This window comes from Pedobacter sp. MR22-3 (assembly GCF_026240075.1).
Lineage (GTDB): Bacteria > Bacteroidota > Bacteroidia > Sphingobacteriales > Sphingobacteriaceae > Pedobacter.
The window spans coordinates 435,340-456,736 of the sequence record NZ_JAPIVF010000006.1 but is presented as its reverse complement, the minus strand read 5'-3'; the positions used below and the strand labels follow the sequence as shown (position 1 = coordinate 456,736).

Annotated in this window: 18 protein-coding genes and 1 pseudogene; 5 read left to right on the top strand and 14 right to left on the bottom strand. The window is 36.8% G+C overall.

Annotated elements, in window-relative coordinates; translation table 11 throughout:
• Nucleotides 1-164: 164 nt before the first annotated feature.
• The 6 genes from OQ267_RS17210 to OQ267_RS17185 all read right to left on the bottom strand — a co-directional run bounded on the left by OQ267_RS17210 (nt 165) and on the right by OQ267_RS17185 (nt 9,272).
• Nucleotides 165-2,744, bottom strand: coding sequence for a TonB-dependent receptor (locus OQ267_RS17210; protein WP_265837115.1), 2,580 nt, complete (start codon nt 2,742-2,744; stop codon nt 165-167).
• 496 nt (nt 2,745-3,240) lie between these two features.
• Nucleotides 3,241-4,710: an IMP dehydrogenase gene (gene guaB / locus OQ267_RS17205; RefSeq protein ID WP_088301304.1), complete on the bottom strand. Its 1,470-nt coding sequence runs from the start codon at nt 4,708-4,710 to the stop codon at nt 3,241-3,243.
• Between the two features lie 888 nt (nt 4,711-5,598).
• Nucleotides 5,599-5,778: a hypothetical protein gene (locus tag OQ267_RS17200; protein ID WP_029285984.1), complete on the bottom strand. Its 180-nt coding sequence runs from the start codon at nt 5,776-5,778 to the stop codon at nt 5,599-5,601.
• A gap of 182 nt (nt 5,779-5,960) precedes the next feature.
• A complete protein-coding gene (locus OQ267_RS17195; RefSeq protein WP_088300498.1) occupies nt 5,961-6,545 on the bottom strand; it encodes a biliverdin-producing heme oxygenase in 585 nt (194 codons plus the stop codon).
• A gap of 91 nt (nt 6,546-6,636) precedes the next feature.
• Complete coding sequence (locus OQ267_RS17190) at nt 6,637-7,056, bottom strand: response regulator (RefSeq protein WP_088300499.1); 420 nt, start codon at nt 7,054-7,056, stop codon at nt 6,637-6,639.
• Nucleotides 7,057-7,058: 2 nt separating this feature from the next.
• Complete coding sequence (locus tag OQ267_RS17185; protein ID WP_265837112.1) at nt 7,059-9,272, bottom strand: ATP-binding protein; 2,214 nt, start codon at nt 9,270-9,272, stop codon at nt 7,059-7,061.
• An 85-nt stretch (nt 9,273-9,357) separates the two neighbouring features.
• Between OQ267_RS17185 and OQ267_RS17180 the strand changes: the two genes are divergently transcribed.
• Nucleotides 9,358-9,789: a response regulator transcription factor gene (locus tag OQ267_RS17180; RefSeq protein ID WP_265837111.1), complete on the top strand. Its 432-nt coding sequence runs from the start codon at nt 9,358-9,360 to the stop codon at nt 9,787-9,789.
• Between the two features lie 123 nt (nt 9,790-9,912).
• Here OQ267_RS17180 and OQ267_RS17175 read toward each other — a convergent pair whose 3' ends face one another.
• A complete protein-coding gene (locus OQ267_RS17175; protein ID WP_256387651.1) occupies nt 9,913-10,047 on the bottom strand; it encodes a hypothetical protein in 135 nt (44 codons plus the stop codon).
• 47 nt (nt 10,048-10,094) lie between these two features.
• On the bottom strand, nt 10,095-10,439 hold the full coding sequence (locus tag OQ267_RS17170) for an STAS/SEC14 domain-containing protein (RefSeq protein WP_265837110.1): 345 nt from the start codon (nt 10,437-10,439) through the stop codon (nt 10,095-10,097).
• Nucleotides 10,440-10,583: 144 nt separating this feature from the next.
• Between OQ267_RS17170 and OQ267_RS17165 the strand changes: the two genes are divergently transcribed.
• Nucleotides 10,584-11,702 (top strand): alpha/beta hydrolase, encoded by a 1,119-nt coding sequence (locus OQ267_RS17165; protein ID WP_265837109.1) that lies wholly within the window; start codon nt 10,584-10,586, stop codon nt 11,700-11,702.
• Nucleotides 11,703-11,769: 67 nt separating this feature from the next.
• Here OQ267_RS17165 and OQ267_RS17160 read toward each other — a convergent pair whose 3' ends face one another.
• On the bottom strand, nt 11,770-12,540 hold the full coding sequence (locus OQ267_RS17160) for a Ku protein (RefSeq protein ID WP_265818120.1): 771 nt from the start codon (nt 12,538-12,540) through the stop codon (nt 11,770-11,772).
• A 132-nt stretch (nt 12,541-12,672) separates the two neighbouring features.
• Here OQ267_RS17160 and OQ267_RS17155 point away from each other — a divergent pair, with 132 nt between their 5' ends.
• Complete coding sequence (locus tag OQ267_RS17155; protein WP_265818121.1) at nt 12,673-14,964, top strand: glycosyltransferase; 2,292 nt, start codon at nt 12,673-12,675, stop codon at nt 14,962-14,964.
• A gap of 66 nt (nt 14,965-15,030) precedes the next feature.
• Here the strand turns inward: OQ267_RS17155 and OQ267_RS17150 are convergent, their stop codons facing one another.
• Nucleotides 15,031-16,503: a glycoside hydrolase family 130 protein gene (locus OQ267_RS17150; protein ID WP_088301408.1), complete on the bottom strand. Its 1,473-nt coding sequence runs from the start codon at nt 16,501-16,503 to the stop codon at nt 15,031-15,033.
• A 203-nt stretch (nt 16,504-16,706) separates the two neighbouring features.
• Here OQ267_RS17150 and OQ267_RS17145 point away from each other — a divergent pair, with 203 nt between their 5' ends.
• On the top strand, nt 16,707-17,831 hold the full coding sequence (locus tag OQ267_RS17145) for a sensor histidine kinase (protein WP_265837107.1): 1,125 nt from the start codon (nt 16,707-16,709) through the stop codon (nt 17,829-17,831).
• Here the strand turns inward: OQ267_RS17145 and OQ267_RS17140 are convergent.
• The gene (locus OQ267_RS17140; protein WP_265837106.1) at nt 17,824-18,870 is read right to left on the bottom strand and encodes a metallophosphoesterase; all 1,047 of its coding nucleotides are present in this window, start codon (nt 18,868-18,870) and stop codon (nt 17,824-17,826) included. The two genes, OQ267_RS17145 and OQ267_RS17140, sit on opposite strands and share 8 nt — an antisense overlap.
• Before the next feature lie 125 nt (nt 18,871-18,995).
• Between OQ267_RS17140 and OQ267_RS17135 the strand changes: the two genes are divergently transcribed.
• Nucleotides 18,996-19,958 (top strand): alpha/beta hydrolase, encoded by a 963-nt coding sequence (locus OQ267_RS17135; protein ID WP_265837104.1) that lies wholly within the window; start codon nt 18,996-18,998, stop codon nt 19,956-19,958.
• On the opposite strand, the gene OQ267_RS17130 is transcribed toward OQ267_RS17135, so the two are convergent.
• The 3 genes and pseudogenes from OQ267_RS17130 to OQ267_RS17120 form a co-directional block, all read right to left on the bottom strand.
• On the bottom strand, nt 19,955-20,260 hold the full coding sequence (locus OQ267_RS17130) for a hypothetical protein (protein ID WP_253249021.1): 306 nt from the start codon (nt 20,258-20,260) through the stop codon (nt 19,955-19,957). The genes OQ267_RS17135 and OQ267_RS17130 overlap by 4 nt on opposite strands.
• 90 nt (nt 20,261-20,350) lie before the next feature.
• Nucleotides 20,351-20,677: pseudogene (locus OQ267_RS22495) on the bottom strand (DUF3307 domain-containing protein); the annotation flags it as partial.
• Complete coding sequence (locus OQ267_RS17120; RefSeq protein WP_265837102.1) at nt 20,677-21,312, bottom strand: hypothetical protein; 636 nt, start codon at nt 21,310-21,312, stop codon at nt 20,677-20,679. The gene OQ267_RS17120 and the pseudogene OQ267_RS22495, both read right to left, overlap by 1 nt.
• Between the last annotated feature and the right edge of the window lie 85 nt (nt 21,313-21,397).

The window sequence follows — 21,397 nt, the reverse complement described above, 5'->3', positions numbered from 1 at the left end:
AAAAACTGTTGCAGGTATATTTAAGCCTACGCATGTTAATTGTAGCAACAGTAATTATAGAAAATTTAGTTTTATCTTATAAATTTAATTAGCACATACCTGAAGTAAAATCAATAAAAAAGCGCCAAAAAATTGGCGCTTCTAGCAAGTGCAAAAAGAGAAAATTAAAAACTGTATCGGAAAGTAGCACCGTATGTTCTTGGATCACCTAATACCCCGGCGTATAAACCTGAATTACCTGCTGCAGCCTGTAACTGCTCGTAATAGTTTTTATTGGCTAAGTTTCTGCTCCAAACAAAAACCGAAAACTTATCCGATTTAAAGCCAAGTCTCGCATTCAAAAGTGAATAGCCCTGTACATTTAGTACGCTTGAAGGTGTTGGATTAGAAGAATAAGTAGAACGGTAGCTGGCGTCACCGGCAATAAAATAGCGACCTGCTTTAGTAGCCAAATTTCCGGGTGTGCTAAACTCTGCACCACCAGAAACATTCCATTTTGAGATCCCGGGCAATCTTCCACCAGATGCATCTTTAAAGGCTACCTGAGTAGCCACGCCATTCACTAATTCGGTATGACCGGTTTCTTCCAGCGGAAGCGGTGCATTGGTAAACGTCACATATTTTCCGTCAAGATAAGCCAATGCCGCATTTAATGTTAAGAAACGTTCCAGCTGATAGGTTCCATCAATCTCCAAACCTTTAACGTTCACTTTCTCCGCATTGGCCAGGTACCCCCTGTTTACACCCAATTGCGGCGATTGCACATTGGTTTGATAATCTTTAATATCGGTATTGAAAGCGGTTACATTCAGGATTGCGCCTTTGAAAGGTTTCGTTTTAACGCCAAGTTCATAGTGCTCCACATATTCAGGTTTTACTACCGCTAATGATAAATCGGCTTGTCCGTTAGGTGTGGTTGGCAAACCACCTACATTTACCCCAACTGGTTTGTAAGCAGTAGAAAAGATTCCATATACATTTAATTTAGGGTTTGGTCTGTAGGATACTGTGATGTTACCTGATAAATTATTATTTTCCGTACTGGTATTAAATTGCTGGTTGCTGTAAACAGCTGCTTTCAGCGCCAGCAGTGCAGCATCAGTAGTTTGTAAACCGCCGTAAGTATTTCTGTCATAGTCAACGTCTTTTTTATCATAGGTAAACCTTAACCCTGGGAGCACATGTAAATGATCAATCACTTCCCAATCTACCTGACCAAAAACGGCGGTGCTTAATGATTTAATGGTTGAATTGGTTCTGATTCCATAACCATCCAACAAACCTGGTGTCGAATATAGTGCCTGAGCACCTGTGTTACCTGTTTGTACAAACCTCCACTGATCTTTACCCACTTCTTCCGTCTGCCCCAAACCCTGAAGATTTTGACTTAACGCGAAAACTCCAATAACACCACTCAGCTTTTCTGTGATGTTACCTGCATACCTGATTTCTTGAGAATACTGGTCGTGTCGTGAATTTCCCTGCGATTTTGTTAACGCTGAAAGTTCAGAGAAATCTCTGTCGTTGGTTGGATCCCAGTTCCAGAATCTCCAGGCTGTTGTTGTTGTTAATGTTCCATTTCCTATTTTATAATCAACGTTTAAAGATATTCCACCTATAGATTGATTGTGTCGCCAAGGCGTATTGGTATTAATTTCTCTGGAAAAAGGATCAATTTTAGGTTGCTGATAACCCAGGTCTGATACGATCCTGGCATATTGGCGATATGCACTTCTTTCAGTGGGGCTTACCCCGGCAATTACCAGCGGATAACCTGCAGGATGCTGAATACTGACATCACCACTCAACAAAATTTTCAATTTATCTGACGGTGTGAAATACAATTGTCCTTTAAAACCAAGGTTATTCTGCCCGCTGTATCTTCGCTCCTCTCTCGTATTGTAAATGGTACCATCTCGCTGTGTACCGGAGATGGAGATTTTTGCAGCGAGATTTTTTGCCACACCTCCGGAAACTGATGTTTTAGCTTGTATGAAATTATAGTTACCTACACTCATTTCCACTTTAGCGGTAGGTGTTTGCGTTGGTTTTGTTGTGGTGATATTGAAGGCACCCGCAGTAGTGTTTTTGCCAAAAAGCGTCCCCTGAGGTCCGCGGATAACTTCTATTTGTTCAATATCAAGAAAATCTGTCGACGTGGCAGCTGGACGGGCATGATAAACGCCATCAACATAGAAACCCACTCCTGGGTCAATCCCATCATTGGTTAAACCAAAGGTAGAACCCAAGCCTCTGATATTTAACGTCGTATTTCGGGCGTTTGAAGCATATAGCTGTACAGATGGTACCAGTTCCTTTAAACGGTTTACGTTAAAAGCGCCTGCGTTTTCTGCAGCCTGACCGCCAATCACCGTAATGGGGATAGGTACATCCTGCAGAACCTCAGATCGTCTTCTGGAAGTTACCACAATCTCATCTAGCTGAGTATCTTCTACCAAAATGAGTTCAATAGGTGTTTCCTGGAAATTTAAAATCTGAAAATCCTGCGGTTTGTAGCCCACATAACTGATTCTGAGATAAAATGGCGGTTGTTGCCTGGCATCAATAGTAAAGGCACCGTTTGCATCGGTTAGGGTGGCAGTTTTGGTCCCCCTGATGGTAATGGTAGCTCCAGGAATGGTCATATTATTGGCGCCTTTGACAATACCCTTTACCGTATTTTGAGCGAATATTGTACTTGTGGAAATGATGATGGTAAATAAAATAAGTAAACTTTTCTTCATGATTAATTTAGTGGTGTTTGGTTTATATTTTTAATTGTCGTGCCGTACGGAAAAATTTCGAAGAGTGTTTAAACGCCAATAATAATTAGCGCAATTCTGAATATCACCCGTCATATATTTTATATTAAATCTATGGATTTAGTAGACAAATATATTAAAAAAAAGCGTTCTCCAAATTTTATGCTGCAAATATTGTGATTTGACGTTTTGCTGCAGAAAAAGCTATGTTTCATAAACATATAGTAACGTAAACAATTTTGTAGCTAGATAATGAGTTAATTTGCATGTAATGGCGCAGATTTAGATAACTCATCATTTCATTACGTGATGAATTCTATGCAGATTTGACTTATTAATGGGAGAAAAAAGTATAAAAAAGTGGGGCTATCATTTAGGATGCCCCACGTAGTAATATTGTTCGTTTAGAAGATTTCCCAATGCCGCTGAATATGCAATTGAATGGAAAGCTTTAGTCTTTAGCTTACTACTTCAAATCTTACCTTGTATAATTAGGTGCTTCTTTGGTGATGGTGATGTCGTGTGGATGACTTTCGCGCATCCCGGCTGCTGTAATCTGAACAAATTGTGCTTCCTGTAATGCCTCAATCGTAGCTGCACCGCAGTAGCCCATGCTTGCGCGAAGTCCGCCGATGTACTGATACATCACCTCTGCCAAAGTACCTTTAAAAGGAACACGACCAACAATTCCTTCCGGAACTAATTTCTTAATATCATCTTCCACATCCTGGAAATAACGGTCTTTAGAACCTTGCTCCATGGCCTCAATAGAACCCATTCCACGGTAAGATTTAAATTTACGTCCTTCGTAGATAATGGTTTCACCTGGAGACTCTTCTACTCCGGCGAATAACGAACCAGCCATTACCGTATCTGCACCAGAAGCAATTGCTTTTGCGATATCGCCAGTGTGTTTAATACCACCATCGGCAATTACCGGAACACCTGTTCCTTTTAATGCCTTAGCACATTCGTAAACGGCATATAATTGTGGCACACCTACACCAGCAATAATTCTGGTGGTACAAATTGAGCCCGGGCCAATACCCACTTTAACGGCATCAGCACCAGCATCTGCTAAAAACTTAGCTGCTGCACCGGTAGCAATATTACCAACGATTACCTGCAAATCAGGATATTTTGCTTTTACTTCTTTTAATTTATCAACAACACCTTTCGAATGCCCGTGAGCGGTATCAATAGTAATGACATCAACACCCGCACTAACCAAAGCATCAACTCGCTGAAGGGTATCGGCAGTTACGCCAACCGCGGCACCAACACGTAAGCGACCACGTTCATCTTTACAGGCAGCAGGGTAATTTTTTACTTTTGAAATATCTTTGAAAGTGATTAAACCACTTAAATAACCATCTTTAGAAACAACTGGCAATTTCTCGATTTTATAATTTTGAAGAATTTCTTCTGCCTGTACCAGGTTTGTTCCTTCCGGGGCAGTGATCAGATTTTCTTTTGTCATGACTTCAGCAATTGGCCTCGCCATATTTTTCTGGAACCGCAAATCACGGTTGGTGATAATGCCAACCAATTTATTATCGCTACTCACTACCGGAATGCCACCAATTTTGTGTTCTTTCATAATTTTGAAAGCATCGGCAACTACTGCGGTTTCTAACAAAGTAACCGGATCCTGAATCATTCCGCTTTCTGAACGTTTAACCTTACGAACTTCTTCGGCTTGTCTGTCAATCGTCATGTTTTTATGCAACATCCCGATACCGCCATTTTGCGCAATGGCAATGGCCAGTTCAGCTTCTGTTACCGTATCCATTGCGGCAGAAATCAATGGGACGTTAAGCTTAATTTTTTTAGTTAAGAAAGTGGCTGTATTTACATCGCGGGGAAGAATTTCAGAATATGCGGGTACCAGCAGTACGTCGTCATAAGTTAAACCTGTTGCAATAAATTTTGTGGAGTCGAGTTGCATAGCAAATAAATTACGATTTATTATTTGCCAGGCAAAGATAAGATAAATAAGTTGATTTTTAAAAATAGATTGTGTTTTGGAAATGTAAAAAGGAAATAAAAATGCCCCGAAGATAGTCGAGGCGCTAAATGTTTTCACAACGGAATAATCCTTATTGTGATTTGCTTTCAAGTCAAAGATATAATTAATTTTAATATACCATATACGGGAAACCGTAGTGAATTAAAATTAAATGAATTTAAGTTTGGGTATGATATTAACGCTGTCAGTTTATTGGGATTAAAAAATTAAACCAGATATTGTTTGGGTATTTCGGCAAAAATGGCCGCCCGTTCCGCATTTAAATTGTCATCCCATTTCGCTTTAAAGTGACTACCTGTTCCGGAGAAAACTGGCCGTTCTGATGTTTCGATAAGCTTTTTTCGCGACTAGATTTCGGAAATAATTTTTCAATTTCTGCATAAAATAAAGACTCTTGGGAGCATATCTGCAATTTGATATGGACTATGGTAGCTTCGTTGCTGTGGAGAGATTATGGCATTTTTTTTAAGCGTGACAATATCTGCGAATGGATTTTGATCTTTAGGAAGGTCTGAATTGAAGATAATCCGGCAGTAGGATGGATTAAACTGAAAAGTTCGGAGGAAAATGGATTTGGATCCGAAGTGAATATTTGTCAGAAGGAAAGGAACTTAGATGTGCATCATCCGGTAATCAAATTGGTGGCTAATTTGGCCCGAAACAGAAGGGTCACTTTCGCCGAAATACATAATTCATGCACATCTATAAAAATTTGAGTGTTTTTTTAAACCAACAGTAGAATATAGCTTCAAGCAAAAAGGGTCTCAGCATTAACCAAGACCCTTTTTGTTTCATACTCACGAAATATTATTTTTCAGAGTTTTTCTTTTCAGTTACTTCTGCACGGATTTCTTGTGCTAATACTTTAAGATCTTGCATCGCTTTACGTACACGAGTACCAGCAGCTGCATTGCCAGCATTATAAAATTTTTCCACATCTGCTTCGATAGCAGCAACAGCAGCTTTAACTTTTGAGAATTTTTCCATCGCTAATTGATGTTTTTAAGGTTTAAAAAATTTATTTTTTTCCAATAATACATATTTACCTTGAATTAACAAGAGAAAGCATATTTTAATTTAAAATAAGTTTTACACATATTCACAATCTAAAAATGCCCCTGGCGTATTATACAAGTATTTTATTTAATAATGTGAGAAAATATGTTCACTTAATTTATTTGTTTCGAAAGCCTGATCAGATTATCAAAAGTTTGATTAGCGCTATTTACACAAACTTCATAATCAGCTTCCTCAACCTTTTCATTTATTATACTTACAAATTTTTTCCATTTAGCACCTAATTCTGCCCCATAAACACCGTAATAATGCAAACCATCCCCATTATCTTTAAAATTTGGATTAGCTAAGATATGTTTCTTAATTACGTTTCCGCCTAATGTAGCTCCTTCTAAAACATATAATGCGCCTAAAATCGCTGCATTGTTCTGGTCAGGAATAAATAAGTCAAAATCTAAAGCCGGTAAGGTTAAGCTGTCAATATTCCAATATGCTAAATCTTTTTCCAGTGCATTAAGTTTTAATCGGCTATTCATATCCAATTCCTGCGCGAGATTGGTTTCAAGCATGTTAGCCAGCTTATTTTCCAGCCTTTGATGGATAATATAATTGATGGTAAGAAGTTTTTTATAATCATTTACACTTAGCGTGTGATTCATAATGTCGTGAACAAACATTAACGATTCCAGTTTTTTGTGTTTTTCAGCTGTTTCTGTTCTTAATATATCGGCAATCATTCTATTCGTTATTTTTAAATTAAAATGGATATAAAAATAAAAGATTCGAATAACCCATCCGAATCTTTTATTTTTATTTTATTATATTGAGTTAATTCATTCTCAGGTGCTTGTTAAACCAGAAATCGTGTACCGAATGTACACATTTCACCAGGTTATCATAGCCATCAGGCTTAGTAAGATATGCATTGGCACCAAATTCAATAGATGCTTTTACATCATCCGGATTATCTGAAGTGGAAAATAAAATCACTGGTATCGATTTTAAATAAGGAATATCGCGTATAAATTTCAGCAAATCCAATCCAGACAATCCTGGCAGGTTTAAATCCAATAAAATTAATTTGGGTTTGATTTTACTTTCTGCAAACTGTTGCAGTTTGGCCAAAGCTTTGGCGCCATCTTCAACAATAGCAATATTCAATGTATCTCCTACCTCCTTGATGGCACTCTGCATAAAAAAAGCATAATCTTCATCATCCTCAACGTAAAATATATCTGGTGTACTCATTATTATAAATTTTTAAAAGCTACGTAAAACGTAGACCCGGCATTCAGCTTGCTTTCAAACCAAACGCGGCCGTGATGCCGCTCAACCACTCGTTTAACAATGGCTAAACCAACACCAGTCCCTTCAATTTCTTTAACATTATCCATGCGCTTAAACAGTTCAAAAACCCTGTCGTAATACCTGTTATCAATTCCTATACCATTATCTTTAATGGCATAAACCGTTTCTCCTCCCTCAATATACGCAGAAATCTCTATGACAGGTTTTTCTACCATTAAAGAGTATTTGACCCCATTACTCATCAGATTTGTAAATACTTGCGCAATCATGGTCCTATCTCCCTTTATATTTGGCAAATGGCCTAAAATCAATTCGGATTTGTCTGCTTTGAAAGCCGCCCATACTTCAGATTTGATTTCTTGTATCAAGGATGGCATATCAATGGTTTCAAAATTAATTTCAGAACGCCCTACCCTTGCTAAATTTAAGATTTCCTTAATGAGGAAATTCATTTTATCAGCACCAATTAAAATCCTGCTCAACATCTTGATTGCATGATCATCAAGACTTTTGTTTTTCAGCATTAATTCCGCATATGTTTTGATAGAAGTTAATGGTGTTCTTAAATCATGGGAGATGGTATAACTGAAAGTATCAAGCTCTTCATAAGCAGATTGCAATTTTTCATTCAATAACCTGATTTCATTGGCCTTTTTATTTACATCCGTAATGATAATTTCACGAATCCTTAAAACGGAGGCAATTTCTTCTGCCATCCATTTTTCAGAGGTATTGCTGACCACTTCCGACCAGGCTTCAAAAGATTTTCTGGGTGATAGATTAAGTAATCCATTTTCAGACAATACAACTTCTTTATCTGGATTTCCAGCCCAGTTTATAGTTGTTATGAGTTCAGGCTTAAACCAAATAATCATTTCGCCAAGATCTTTACTGATATTACAGGCCAAGATTCCTGAAGCAATGTCTTTATATTTCTTTGCCGGCGAATGTATTTCCGATAAACGATGAGTATAGTAGATGGATTCATCGTTGCTGGCTTTCAACCATTCTGCCAATTCTAAAATATCTTCATCAGCCGGAACCTGCCCAATTGTTTTTAGTCTCTTTTCAAAAATTATAGCTGCACCCGTTGCATTGGTAATAGATAAAATATTTCTTTGATGATCGGTAAGGGCATCAATCAAATACTTATCCTGGCTGAGGTATTCAGAAAGTATGGCTGCAGTGCTTTTAAACTGTTCAACCATTTCAGAATCTTCTTCGTCCTGGCGATATTCCAATGCGGATGACAAGATCTGACCAATCAGTTTCGCACCTTCCCTTGCTTTATAATCAATAAATTTAGGTGAATAATTATGGCAGGCAATTAATCCCCATAGTTCACCATGAGAGATCAGCGAAATACTGAAACTGGAGTACACACCCATATTTTTTAGATATTGGATATGAATCGGTGAAACTGCCCTTAAATTAGATTTTGTTAAATCTAATGGCTGATCGGTTAAATAAGTTAAGATATCGGAATCCTGCTCATTAACATCAGCTATTAACCTGGTTAAATTTAGTTTATATAATTCCCTTGCCTGTTTTGGAATATCGGATGCCGGATAATGAAGTCCGAAAAAAGGTTCAAGTTCATCATTTTTTTCTTCTGCAACTACTTCTCCATGACCATCGTTTAAGAACTTATAAATCATGACACGATCATAATTGATGAGTTTTTTAACTTCAAGCGCTGCACCTTTTAATAAAGAGGAAACACTCCTGCCCTGCAACATGGCAGATGCCGAACGTCCGATTATGCCTTGAATGTCATATTGTAAGGTTACAGGTTCAAATTCTATCAGCCAGTTATTTTCAGATTCGGAAATTGTAATATAATACGGCTTTTTATCAATATTTATCGGATGAGGATTAATGGCATCAAAATTTTTCCTGATTATACCTAGTTTAAGTAAATCCTCTATGTTGAATTCTGGTTCCTGCTGCGTTAAAAGATGGTCCAGTGCCGAAAGCGGCTGATCAAGAAGACCACTCGCCTGTTTGCTCAAAAAACAATTAATATTCTCACTTACATAAGTAATGTGAAAATCGTTTTTATGTACGGCAATTAAAAAACCATGTGCCTGAATTTTTCCAGGGATATGAATGGGCTCTTTATCGCAATTTGTAAGATCTACAGAAAATTGATTCATATTAAATTTAGATGCTACAAAAATATTAGAATTTTTCAATTAATAAGTATGAAGCATAGGTTTAGCAGTAGTGCAATTTAAATGATTGAGCTTAACATTTATTTTTTATTTTATATTTGTTAAAATTTTAAAAAATCAATTGCAAAACTTGGCAAAAAAAAACATTCTGGTTGTTGAAGATAACCATGCTATTTTAGATGTAATTACGCTCATTCTAGAAAGTGAAGCTTTCCATGTTGAAGGCTTAAATAATGGAACAAATTTTCTAAATCATGTACAGGAATTCAAACCTGACGTGATCATAATGGACATTATGCTTCCTGATATTGATGGTCGGGTGCTCCTTAAAGAATTAAAAAAAGCAAAGGCTACAAGTCATATACCTGTATTGATGATTTCTGCACGTTATAACTCAAATAATTATATTCTCGATAATGTTTCTGCGGACGATTTCATGGCAAAGCCATTTAATATTGATGAGTTAATGGATAAAATATACGCATTATTAAAAGCTTAGCACATAAATTTTATTCCAAAAAGGCGTAATTTACTCCTTTTAGTTTAGGTGTTCAGTTATCGGCAAGAAATAAACCTTGCAATAATCATTTATTTCCTGCCTGCATAATTACAATTTTACAGATTAATCCTTCTTTTTAGCTACGTCGACTTTCTTGGCATCTTTTGCTGAAGTTACCTTTTCATCTGCACTCTTAGCTTTCCCATTTTTGGGTGCTGTTGCTTTATTTTTTTCTGCTGCTGTTTTTGAATCTTTCATAATAATATTTTAATTAATGTAATTTAATCTTCAGTGGCAATCCAGGCTTAGGCTTCATCTATTTCATCAGGTTTAAATCCCCTGGAGTTGCCTGGTGTTAAAAAAGTAAAAAAATCAGAAAACCATTCTACACTTTTTTCAGCACTTACCACAGCAATTTTCTTCCACTTGGTAAAGTTTTGCAAACCTGCTTTAGCATCCTGAATCCATGCGCCTGTGGTGAAATTTTTAACTTCAGTATCCAGTACCAGTAAATACCTGATTTCTCCGAAGCGATCTGATGTTCTGGCCAGGCCAGGAAGCAGAACATCTTTCAAATCATCGGCACTTACCACACCAGTAGCCCGAACGCCAAAAATATGATCGGGTAATCCTGTAATTTCAGTTAACATATTAAACGGTTTTACTTAGAACAGCACGAACACTTAAGAAGTTTGAATAATATTAAAAATCTGTAAAGTTGTAAAGCATTTAAAACTCTTATCTTCCTGATAACGTTATTAAAACAACTTTAATAAAAACAATAAATTAAACCTATGAAAAGCAATTTAAATAGGCTACTGATAGCCACACTGTCTGTAGCGATTACAGTTTCCGCCTGTACAAACACGACCAAGACCAACACTTCTACTGATTCTTTAACTGCAGATTCAACAGCGAGTACCGGTTTAAAACCTGCTGGTCCGCCACCAGAATGGGGACAAAGCATTAAGCCGGAAATGCAGTCAGTGATTGAAAAATTAGCAAGCTATGGTGATAAACCCATAGAAACACTTAGTGCTGCAGATGCCAGAAAAAATCATACGCCTACTGATGCCGTTATGGATCTGATCAAAGTAAATCACATAAAATTACCTGCTCCAATGGTTGATACTACCGGAAAAGACATTGATGTTCCAGGTGGAAAAGTTCATTTACGCATTTATACACCGAAATCAGGCAATGGTCCCTTTCCTGTAATTGTTTATTATCATGGCGGTGGTTTCGTTATTGCAAATCTTGACGTTTACAATGCTTCTGCTCAAGGCCTTGCAGAACAGGTTAATGCAGTTGTGGTTTCAGTAGCCTATCGTTTGGCACCAGAAAACAAATTCCCCACCGCACATAACGATGCCTTTGCCGCATATGAATGGGCGATTAAAAATGCAGTGAGCCTGAAAGGAGACCCCGCTAAAATTGCCGTTGTTGGAGAAAGTGCTGGAGGAAATCTGGCTGCAAACGTTTCCATTATGGCCAGAGATAAAAATATTATGGTTCCGGTACACGAAGTTTTGGTATATCCTATTGCACAAGCCAATATGAATACGGAATCTTATAAAATGTACGCCAATGCCAAACCATTAAATAAAGCCATGATGACCTGGTTTACGGAAAAATACCTGACCACAATGATTGAAGCACAAAACCCTAAAATTTCCTTGGTAAATGCCAAACTGAAAGGGTTGCCACCAACCACTATTATCACTGCAGAAATAGATCCTTTGCATGATGATGGCACCATGTTGGCCAATAAACTGGCTGAGGCAGGCGTAAAGGTAAACAGCAGAAATTATGAAGGTGTAACACATGAATTTTTTGGAATGGCAGCTGTTGTACCGGAAGCTAAAGCGGCCCAGGCATATGCTGCAGAACAATTGAAAGCAGCCTTTAAATAGAACTTCATTAAAGTTAAAACGCCTGTAAAATTACAGGCGTTTTATTTCACTTTATCATATATAAATGTTAAGCACCTTTTTTAGATCCGAGGCTTTGCATTAACTGATCATACAAATCATCACTTGATGCCTTTTGTGGCTTCATTTTTTTCACCGTTGCCCGCTTGCCTTTTGCCTTGGCTTTTATAATTTTAAGCAGTTCATTGCTGTAATCGTCTTTAAATGAGCTCAGGTCAAATTTAGAACTGTATTGTTTGATCAGCGCCAAACCAACATCCATCTCTTTTTTGGTTATGGTAATATCATCTGCCTTATTGATCTCATCTAAGCTCCTGATTTCCTGTTCAAACCTGATCTTCGTGATAATAATAACATTTTCCATTGGATGTATAACACAAAGATTTTCGGTATTTCTTAATACAAACCTGGCTACACCTGCTTTTCCTGATTTCTGGAGTGCTTTCAGTAATAATGCATAGGCCTTTTTACCCTGTTTTTCTGGTTCGGTGTAATAAGAGGTTTCATAGTATATGGGATTAATGTCTTTAATATCAACAAAGTTCTCCAGTTCGATAATTTTGGTTTTTTCAGGTGCAGCTTCTTCAAAATCATGTTTTTCCAGAATAATATATTTATCCTTAAGAAAATACCCCTTTACAATCTTTTCATACGGTACCTCTTTGTGCGTTTTATCATTTACACGCTGATAACGGATTTTTTCATGGTCACGTTCATCAAGCATATCCAAATCCAAATGGGTAGTTTGTACACCCGAGAATAATTTAACGGGTATATTAACCAAACCAAATCCTATTGCGCCTTTCCAAATTGATCTCATTATGTCATTTATTTATCCAGACTAACAAGCCCTTAATTGATATTGTTTGTTTCAAAATTTCATAAATGATGCCGAACCAAAACCATTTTAGCTATCCGTGCGTTATAATAGGACATTAACTTATATATTAATATGAAAATCGCATATATTTCAACTTATCCTCCTCGCGAATGCGGTCTAGCTACGTTCAATTACAATTTAATCAATGCGTTAAGTATCAATCCATCTTACCAGGCAGATAAAAGTTTTGTTATTGCGATGAACGAATCTGATGATCTTAATGAACATGCTTATCCTTCAGAAGTAAAATTCATCATCAGGCAACAGAATCAGCAGGATTATATTGAAGCTGCTAATTTTATTAATGATAGTGATGTAGATACTTGTATCATTGAACATGAGTTTGGAATTTATGGTGGCAATAGTGGTGTTTTTTTGCTTTCGCTGATTAATAAGCTCAAAAAACCTTTTATTACCATTTTGCATACGGTGTTAAAGGAACCAAATTTTATGCAACAGACCATTATTAAGGAAATTGCATTAAAATCTTCAAAAATTGTGGTAATGAGTAAAAAAGCAGTGTTATTTTTAACCAGCATTTACCAAATTCCTTCAACCTCTATCAAATTAATAGAACATGGTGTTCCTAACCTGGAACCTATTGCGAACAATGAAATTTCGCGAAGCGAATTGTTTAAAAATAGAAAAGTACTGTTTACATTCGGGCTGATTAGCCGCAACAAAGGCCTAGAAACAGTGATTAAAGCCTTACCAAGCATTGTTTCGCAACATCCGGATGTTTTATATGTGATTCTGGGCAATACACATCCCGGAGTTGTTAGACATAACGGTGAAGAATATCGTGATAGTTTAAAAGCACTGGCTAAAGATTTAGGCGTAGAAAATAATATTGCCTTCGTCAATAAGTTTGTATCTGAAAATGAACTTCACCAATATTTAACGGCTTGTTATTTATATATAACACCTTATTTAAATGAAGCACAAATTACAAGTGGTACATTATCATATGCTGTTGGTGCAGGTGCTGCTGTTGTTTCTACACCATATTGGCATGCAGAAGAATTACTGGCAGATAACCGGGGCAAATTATTTGATTTTAAAAACGATAAGGCCCTGGCCAACATTGTAAATGAATTGCTATCAGATGAAGCTAAACATCAGGAGCTTAAATCAAATGCTTATCAATATGGCTTAAAACTAAGATGGCCAGCAATAGGCAATGTATATCTTTCTACTTTACAGCAAGCCATAGCAGACGGAGAAAAACCTGAAAGGGTAACCCCTCCTATTATAGATGTGGAAAGCATGCCGGCACTCAACCTAAGTCATATTAGCTTGCTTACAGATGATACCGGAATTATTCAACATGCACGTTTTGGCATTCCGAATCTGAAAGAAGGTTATTGCATTGATGATAATGCCAGAGCCTTAATTATGGCTTTAATGGCTTATGAGCAAAATAAAAATCAGGCAGCATTAAAGTTGATGCCTGTTTACCTGAGCTTTATTCAATACATGCATACAGAAGATGGAAACTTTAGAAATTTCTTAAGTTTTAACCGCAATTATCTGGACGAAATTGGTTCTGAAGATGCTTTCGGCAGAACAATATGGTCTTTAGGTTATTTAATTGGTGTTGCGCCTAATAATTCATACCGTGAGTTTGGAAGGGAACTTTTCTTTAATGCAGTACCTCATTTTAAAGGCTTAAAGCATTTGCGTGGGATGGCAAATACACTCATCGGAATTTCTTATTATTTACTCGCGCATCCCGGTGATAAACCGATTATAAATGAGGGGAACCAGCTGGCAGAAAGTTTGAAGCTATCCTATCAAGCCAATAAAGATGGAGACTGGCATTGGTTTGAAGATATACTAACTTACGATAATGCGATTTTACCTCTGGCATTATTACATCACTATGAAGCAACCGGCGACAATGAATCTTACCAGATAGCGATGGAAAGCATTAATTTCCTGAATAGTTTTTCTTTTGAAAATGGTTATTTAAACCCTGTTGGAAATGCGGGCTGGATGAGGAAGCATGGAAAAAATCCAATTTATGACCAGCAAGCCATTGAAACCATGGCAATGGTACTGCTTTACGGTAAAACCTATGAAATTACCAAAGACAGTAAATACCTGAGTTTAATGTATACCAGTTATGAGTGGTTTTTAGGCAAAAACAGTATGCACATTCCTTTATATGATTTTGAAACACATGGCTGTGCGGATGGCTTACAGTTTAATAGTGTAAACAGAAATCAGGGTGCTGAAAGTACATTAGCCTATTTTGTTTCTCATCTTACCGTTTTGAAAGCGGCAGAGGCTGAATATGAAACGCTTTCCCCCTCGCTATTTGAAGAGGAAGAAGAATTTGTAAAACATCAAAATTCAAAATAATAAAGAAGGGCTGATTCATTTGAATCAGCCCTTCTTGTTTCATAATAGAAAAGTATCTTATCCTATTTATCCCTTCCCGTTTTCAAGCAATTTGTTCAGCAACAATTCTAAGTTTACAGTGGCAAAAGACGAACTGTAATCAGATAATCCATAAGGAATTATCAGTTCTCCATTGCTTATAATCGAACCACAGGAATACACTACATTTGGCACATAACCTTCACGTTCATCATTGTTTGGAATAATCAGCGGCTCTTTTAAATGCCCGATTTCTTTGCTCGGATCTTCCAGATCCAGCAATACCACTCCAATACAGTATCGTCTCATTGGACCAACCCCATGTGTAATTACCAACCATCCCTTTTCAGTTTCTATTGGTGAGCCACAATTACCAATCTGTACCAATTCCCAGTCGTAACGCGGTTGTTTCAGCAATATAGGATTTTCCCAAACATTTACCTTATCAGAAAACATCAGGTAATTGTTCCATCCATCAATTCTGCTCATCATCACGTATTTTCCATTTATTTTGCGGGGAAAAAGAGCAAGGTTTTTATTTTGGGCACCATCTCCATATAAAGGGATTACTTTAAACTCATAGAAATCTTCTGTTTGCACCAACTTAGGTATAATAAGCGAACCATCAAAAGCAGTATAGGTGGCGTAATATAATACCTTCCCGTCATCTTTAACAAATTTTACAAAGCGTGCATCTTCAATCCCCTTGCGTTCGAACTCCGAAATTGGAAAAATTACCCGGTCTGATATATCGGTATCTTTAGAAAAAGAAATGGTATGATAAGTATCTGATAGCCAAAGCACTTTATCGTATTCTACCAGGCGTGAGGGATTTTCATTATGCAGGCTTTTTGAATCTTTAATAATATTACTCAAACTGGTGTATTCAAAACGATCATCCAGTTTTGCTTCAATTTCTTCAATAACAGATGGATCAATCTGTGCATAGGCAGCTTTCTTAAAGAACAGTTTCTTTACATAAATTGCATTCTTCACTACCTCTGCCTCATCCACATAATTGCCTACCGGCAAAACCTGTATATTATTATTCTTATCAATCAATGCCCGACGGAAAACGATAGATGAAATGTGTCCTTCACCTACTGCCCTGAAACTGATGATCACCCTTTTCTCTCCTTCTACAAGATCAGTCTGATCGGGATCGTCTACAATACTTGGATTAAAAAACGCAGCCGATTCAATAGAATATTCATGCGTAAAATACGCACCAATAAGTAATCTGGTATATGGATCAAGGTCTTCTATATCCGTTCCAAGTACAGCAAATTGCTTTTTCAGCTTTTTACAATGCCGGTTTAAAATTTTCGTAATGTTACGGTGTCTTTTAGAATACTCCTGTAAAATCGGAGAGATGAGTGAAAATACTTTATCATCAGAAAACTCCAAAACTTTTCTGATCACTTCCAGTGCTCTTTCTTCTCCGTTAAAAAAAAAACGGGCAATTACACGTTTCGTATCTGGATTAACCTTAACGGGCTTACGTTCTATATATAATCTCATTTTTGAATAATGTTTTGATAATTATAATGTTCATCTTACGATGACATTAGCTATAGTAACTAAAGTTACAACTTAATTGTTTATATTATTTATCCTTTTAATGAGAATCTTTACCTTTAATCCATTACCCACTTTAATCATACCTTTAAATGCATTTACATCAGGTTTCAGATCAAAATATATGTTTTAATGAAGAATTGCATATGCAAAAATTATATGAATATGAGATCTTAAATACACCTGCTGAAGAAAGCTTTAACAACTTTGCAAAACTGGCCGCTGAGATTTTTGAAGTAACTGATGCTGCTATCGGATTTTTTGACAAGCACGGTACTTTCATAAAAGCTTTAATTGGTAAGCATGCAGCGCCAGAAATCAATCCATATCTTTTTAACCTGATTAAAACAGCGGATGAAGATGTGGTTACCGGCAATGCATCGGAATTTGTACATGCCAATGATCAATCTTTTTTATTCCAATTTTTTGCCGGAGCAGTGATTAAATCTGCAGAAGGACAAAATCTGGGTGCCATCATTGTACATGGCCAGCATTTTCAAACTGCTACTCAAAACCAACTGAACATGTTAAACAGGCTGGCCGTGATGATATCAGAAAAACTGGAAACGCGAATGGCCTTCAGAAAAACGCTGAGGGCGCAGGATGATCGCCTGCATGTGCTTATCCACGACCTGAAAAATCCGATGACCACCATATCCCTTCAATCTGAATTGGTAAGCAGAATGCCTGGTGCAGATGAAAGAACTATAACTATCGCAGAAAAAATCAACAGTCAATCTAAAAGGATGGTTGACAATCTAAACCAGATACTAAGTTCAGCCAGAAGGGAGACCGGGTCTTTCAAACCGCAGAAAAATAAAATAAATCTCCGCGAATTGTTATCTAAAACCGTAAAAGATCTGAATGTTATTTCTAAAAATAAAAACCAGGCATTTACCATCAATATTGATACACCGGTAGAAATTTTTGGTGATCAGATTAAACTGCAGGAGCTATTTTTCCAATTGCTTCATAATGCGATTAAATTCTCTTATGCAGATAGCGAAATCCGGATTTCTCATCAAATGGCAGAAAACAGGGTAACCATTGCCATAAAAGATCATGGCGTAGGTCTGAATGAATCGGATCTGGAACGCTTACTTATGAAATTTTCCCAATTAAGTTCTGCGCCAACCCAACATGAAAATGTTAATGGCTTGGGATTAATTACCGCAAGGATGTTTGTGGATATGCATAAAGGCCGCATCTGGGCAACAAGTGAGGGCAAAGATAAAGGAACAACTTTTTTTATAGAACTGCCCCTTAAATAGCATCCAGTAAATCAGCCAGCTTCATTTCTTCCAGTAAAACTCTTTCCGGATCACCTGATTTTTGAAAAGACCATTTAATTAACCGGATCATACCATTTTCAATTTCGATACCTGTAATATCACCATCGCTGAAACAGCAACAGCCGCTATTGAAATAACCAGGCTTGTATGCTTTAAATTCAGGTACCTCATCTCCTTTTTTTACTCTTTTTTTTAGTTCTTCATTTAATTTATCCATTACAGGTTGATCATGCGCAATAGTTGCATTTTTAAGTTTTAAATAAACTCTTTCCAGGTGAGTAAGCGATGCAAATACAGGCTGGTGTGTGTGGCCAGTAATTAGTGCCGTATCTTTTTGTTCTGCCTGCCAGCTATACATCATGCTGTTGTGCATGGTTTTTAGCTGGTTATCATAAGCCGGTGTATTGGGATTAATTTTTAAGAATGATTGCAGTGGTGCCCATATGGTGCTGACAAACCATTTACTAAACCAATTCCCATCGCTTTGCAAATCACCCTGATGACCATGGGTGAGAAAGATATTCAGCACTTTATGCTGTAATTTTACCTTTAAAATTACGCCTTCATAAATCGGAATCTTTTTACCGTAAATGCGATTCAGGTTAAAACCGGCCAACGGATCATTGTCCCAGTAGAGGTCATGATTTCCAAAAACCTTTGTGAAAGCATTGCGATGAATAAATAATTTTTCTCTTTCAAAGGTTTGCTTATGATGCTGAATTACAGATTCCAGCAAATTCTCCCAAAGTTCTTCACTATCTCCCAGGTTGATGTAATGGAAAAAACTGGTATTGTAGTATTCAAGTGCCTGCAGATAGTTTTTTTCCGCCAGCGTAAAGTCGTCGGCATCATCACGCGCACCCTTATGCTGATCCGAAAAAATAATGATTTTATCTTTTTCCGAAATTTCAAACACCAGTCCACGTTTTCCGGGCTCCTTACTTATAGTGTTAAAAAGCTTACTTAAAGCTTCATGAATACGGTGAAGATCAGGTCTTGAACCAAATTTGTTTGACATTCGAATTACCCAATCCCCAAATAAGTGCTGTAAAAATTTTCGCATTAATCGTGTTATGCATGAAGGTTTAAAATTAATCAAATATAAGATCAAACCCCGACTAACTATTCTATATATTTACCTGAATGAAACGCCTTGTCATTTTTCTATTATTTTTTTATACCAGCACTCAGGCTCAAAAAATCCTGCCAGATACCTCCTTTAGTGTATATACTACCTACCTTAAGGAGCATAAAAAGCGGCCATACATCAGTATAGCACAACCATTGGTTAAAGGTGATTTCAAAATCAAAAGTAACATGGTATACGCTAAATATCCAACAGGTGATTTATCTCTTGATGTTATTTATCCAAAACACAACCGTAAACCATTACCGGCAGTATTATTTGTTTTTGGCGGAGGCTGGCGATCAGGTCATCGCAGCCAAAACATTCCATTGGCACAGAAAATCGCTCAAGGTGGTTATGTTTCTATTACTGCCGATTACAGGTTATCTACACATGCACAGTTTCCTGCCGCTGTGTATGATTTGAAAAACACCATTCGATGGATAAAAGCGAATGCTTCAAAGTTTAATATCGATACCAACAAAATTGCCATAACTGGATTTTCGGCCGGCGGGCAGCTGGCAGCTTTAATTGGCACTACAAATAATGATCCTCAATTTGAAAAGGAAGAAATTAATGGACACTCTAGTAATGTTCAGGCTGTAATAGATGTAGATGGCGTATTGGCTTTTGACCATCCTGAGTCTGCTGAAGTCAGTACAGATCCAAACCGGAAATCTGTTGCTGCGATATGGCTTGGTACTGATTTAAAACAAGCCCCTGAATTATGGCACAATGCTTCTGCACTTTATCATGCCGGTAAACAAACAGTCCCCATGTTATTTATAAATAGTTCTTTACCACGCTTTCATGCCGGAAGAGATGATTTAATTGCCAAAATAAAACCATTCGGAATCTATTCAGAAATTCATACATTGCCTGATACACCCCATCCTTTTTGGCTATTTAACCCTTGGTTTGAACAAGTTCATACCCTCATGATTAACTTTTTAGACAAGCAGTTTAAACCCTTGAATTAAAGCAGAAGCCGGCCTATCCAGGTGTTTATGGTGAGTGCAACAATAATGGCTATACCAAAACTTAATAAGGTTCCGATTAAAACATATTCTGTTAACTTTAAATCATGCGCCTCTTTTAAATCACCAAAACGAAAGATGGATTTTGCTGCAAGTAAAAATCCTACTGCTTCAAAATGATTGGTTGTAATAAAGATAAAAATTAATAACCGTTCTAAAATTCCGATATACTTTCCGGCATTTTGCAACGATTTAGGGCTTTCATCATCACTTTCGGGTAACCATTTTGCAATAATTACTTTCATAATAATGGAAGTGGGCATAGTTAAAAACAAAGCACAGGAAATTAAAATCCAGAACCTAATATCATGAAGATAACTCACATCCAGGTATCCTTTGAAAAAAAGATGCCAGACTAAAACAATGGATGAAAAATGAAATATCTGATCAATAAAAAATAGTGCGCGGGCATTTTTTCGAGTCTGGAAAAGACCTTTCGCTCCATCAATAAACAAATGTAATAATCCTATTGAAAGTGCTATCTTCCATATACTAAAACTCAAAAAGACGAAAAAAATCAATGCTATATGTACTGCTACATGTATATATAGTTTTCCTGATTTTAGTTTTTTAGTCGCCTTATCCTTCACCCAAGAATTTGGTTGCAAAAAGAAATCGCCTATTAAATGTACAAGGATGAGCTTAATTAGATAGATGTCCATCAGTTAGCAAATATTTGATTCAATTTTTTACGATACAGTTTATCCATATCCATTAACTCAGCATAATGCGAACGCTTTAAAGCCTCACTAACAGACGATTGTGTTCTACCTGAAAGTATAGCCAACTCACTTTGCAATAGATTTTCATGTTCCAATGCAAGTTTTACCATCTCTGCAGCAACAATTCCCCAGCTATCCATCGCAATTAAGGCAAGCCTAATCATGACATTAATATCTTCATCAAATCCTGGAAAATCAGTTTTGATAGCCAAATTGACTTTTGCTTGTTTTAAGCTATCAAAAGCAATTCCTGAATTCACAAATACATCCCCATTTGATTCAGAAAGCTTTTTACGTTTACTTTTAACCTCACCAATTCCTATGCCCATTCTAACATCAGCTGGTTTATTAATCCTGATGCTGGCTTTTAAATAAGCTGCTGCTTTGATTGCATTTTCAGGTTCAACTTCTATCTGAAAGCTATCTCCCCGGTAAATCTCCCATTTATATTGTCCTGCAATCACTTTCAGTGCGCTTTTTAAGTTTGACAACCAACTATCCTTCACTTTTCTGGAACCTACAATATCACCCGTTATAATGCAAATCATAATACTAAGATATTTGAAATTATTCAATTTAACAAAATTATCGGGTAATTACCCGATATTTCATTTTATCGGCTAATTAGCCGATATTTCATTTTATCGGATAATTAGCCGA

Bases quoted from the DNA above. Each gene is read 5' to 3' on its own strand.
- OQ267_RS17140 (WP_265837106.1), bottom strand. From the start codon at position 18,870: ATGTCAAACAAATTTGGTTCAAGACCTGATCTTCACCGTATTCATGAA.
- OQ267_RS17165 (WP_265837109.1), top strand. From the start codon at position 10,584: ATGAAAAGCAATTTAAATAGGCTACTGATAGCCACACTGTCTGTAGCG.
- OQ267_RS17155 (WP_265818121.1), top strand. From the start codon at position 12,673: ATGAAAATCGCATATATTTCAACTTATCCTCCTCGCGAATGCGGTCTA.
- OQ267_RS17195 (WP_088300498.1), bottom strand. From the start codon at position 6,545: ATGATTGCCGATATATTAAGAACAGAAACAGCTGAAAAACACAAAAAA.
- OQ267_RS17135 (WP_265837104.1), top strand. From the start codon at position 18,996: ATGAAACGCCTTGTCATTTTTCTATTATTTTTTTATACCAGCACTCAG.
- OQ267_RS17190 (WP_088300499.1), bottom strand. From the start codon at position 7,056: ATGAGTACACCAGATATATTTTACGTTGAGGATGATGAAGATTATGCT.
- OQ267_RS17175 (WP_256387651.1), bottom strand. From the start codon at position 10,047: ATGAAAGATTCAAAAACAGCAGCAGAAAAAAATAAAGCAACAGCACCC.
- OQ267_RS17210 (WP_265837115.1), bottom strand. From the start codon at position 2,744: ATGAAGAAAAGTTTACTTATTTTATTTACCATCATCATTTCCACAAGT.
- OQ267_RS17145 (WP_265837107.1), top strand. From the start codon at position 16,707: ATGCAAAAATTATATGAATATGAGATCTTAAATACACCTGCTGAAGAA.
- OQ267_RS17185 (WP_265837112.1), bottom strand. From the start codon at position 9,272: ATGAATCAATTTTCTGTAGATCTTACAAATTGCGATAAAGAGCCCATT.
- OQ267_RS17130 (WP_253249021.1), bottom strand. From the start codon at position 20,260: ATGAAAGTAATTATTGCAAAATGGTTACCCGAAAGTGATGATGAAAGC.
- OQ267_RS17200 (WP_029285984.1), bottom strand. From the start codon at position 5,778: ATGGAAAAATTCTCAAAAGTTAAAGCTGCTGTTGCTGCTATCGAAGCA.
- OQ267_RS17160 (WP_265818120.1), bottom strand. From the start codon at position 12,540: ATGAGATCAATTTGGAAAGGCGCAATAGGATTTGGTTTGGTTAATATA.
- guaB (WP_088301304.1), bottom strand. From the start codon at position 4,710: ATGCAACTCGACTCCACAAAATTTATTGCAACAGGTTTAACTTATGAC.
- OQ267_RS17170 (WP_265837110.1), bottom strand. From the start codon at position 10,439: ATGTTAACTGAAATTACAGGATTACCCGATCATATTTTTGGCGTTCGG.
- OQ267_RS17150 (WP_088301408.1), bottom strand. From the start codon at position 16,503: ATGAGATTATATATAGAACGTAAGCCCGTTAAGGTTAATCCAGATACG.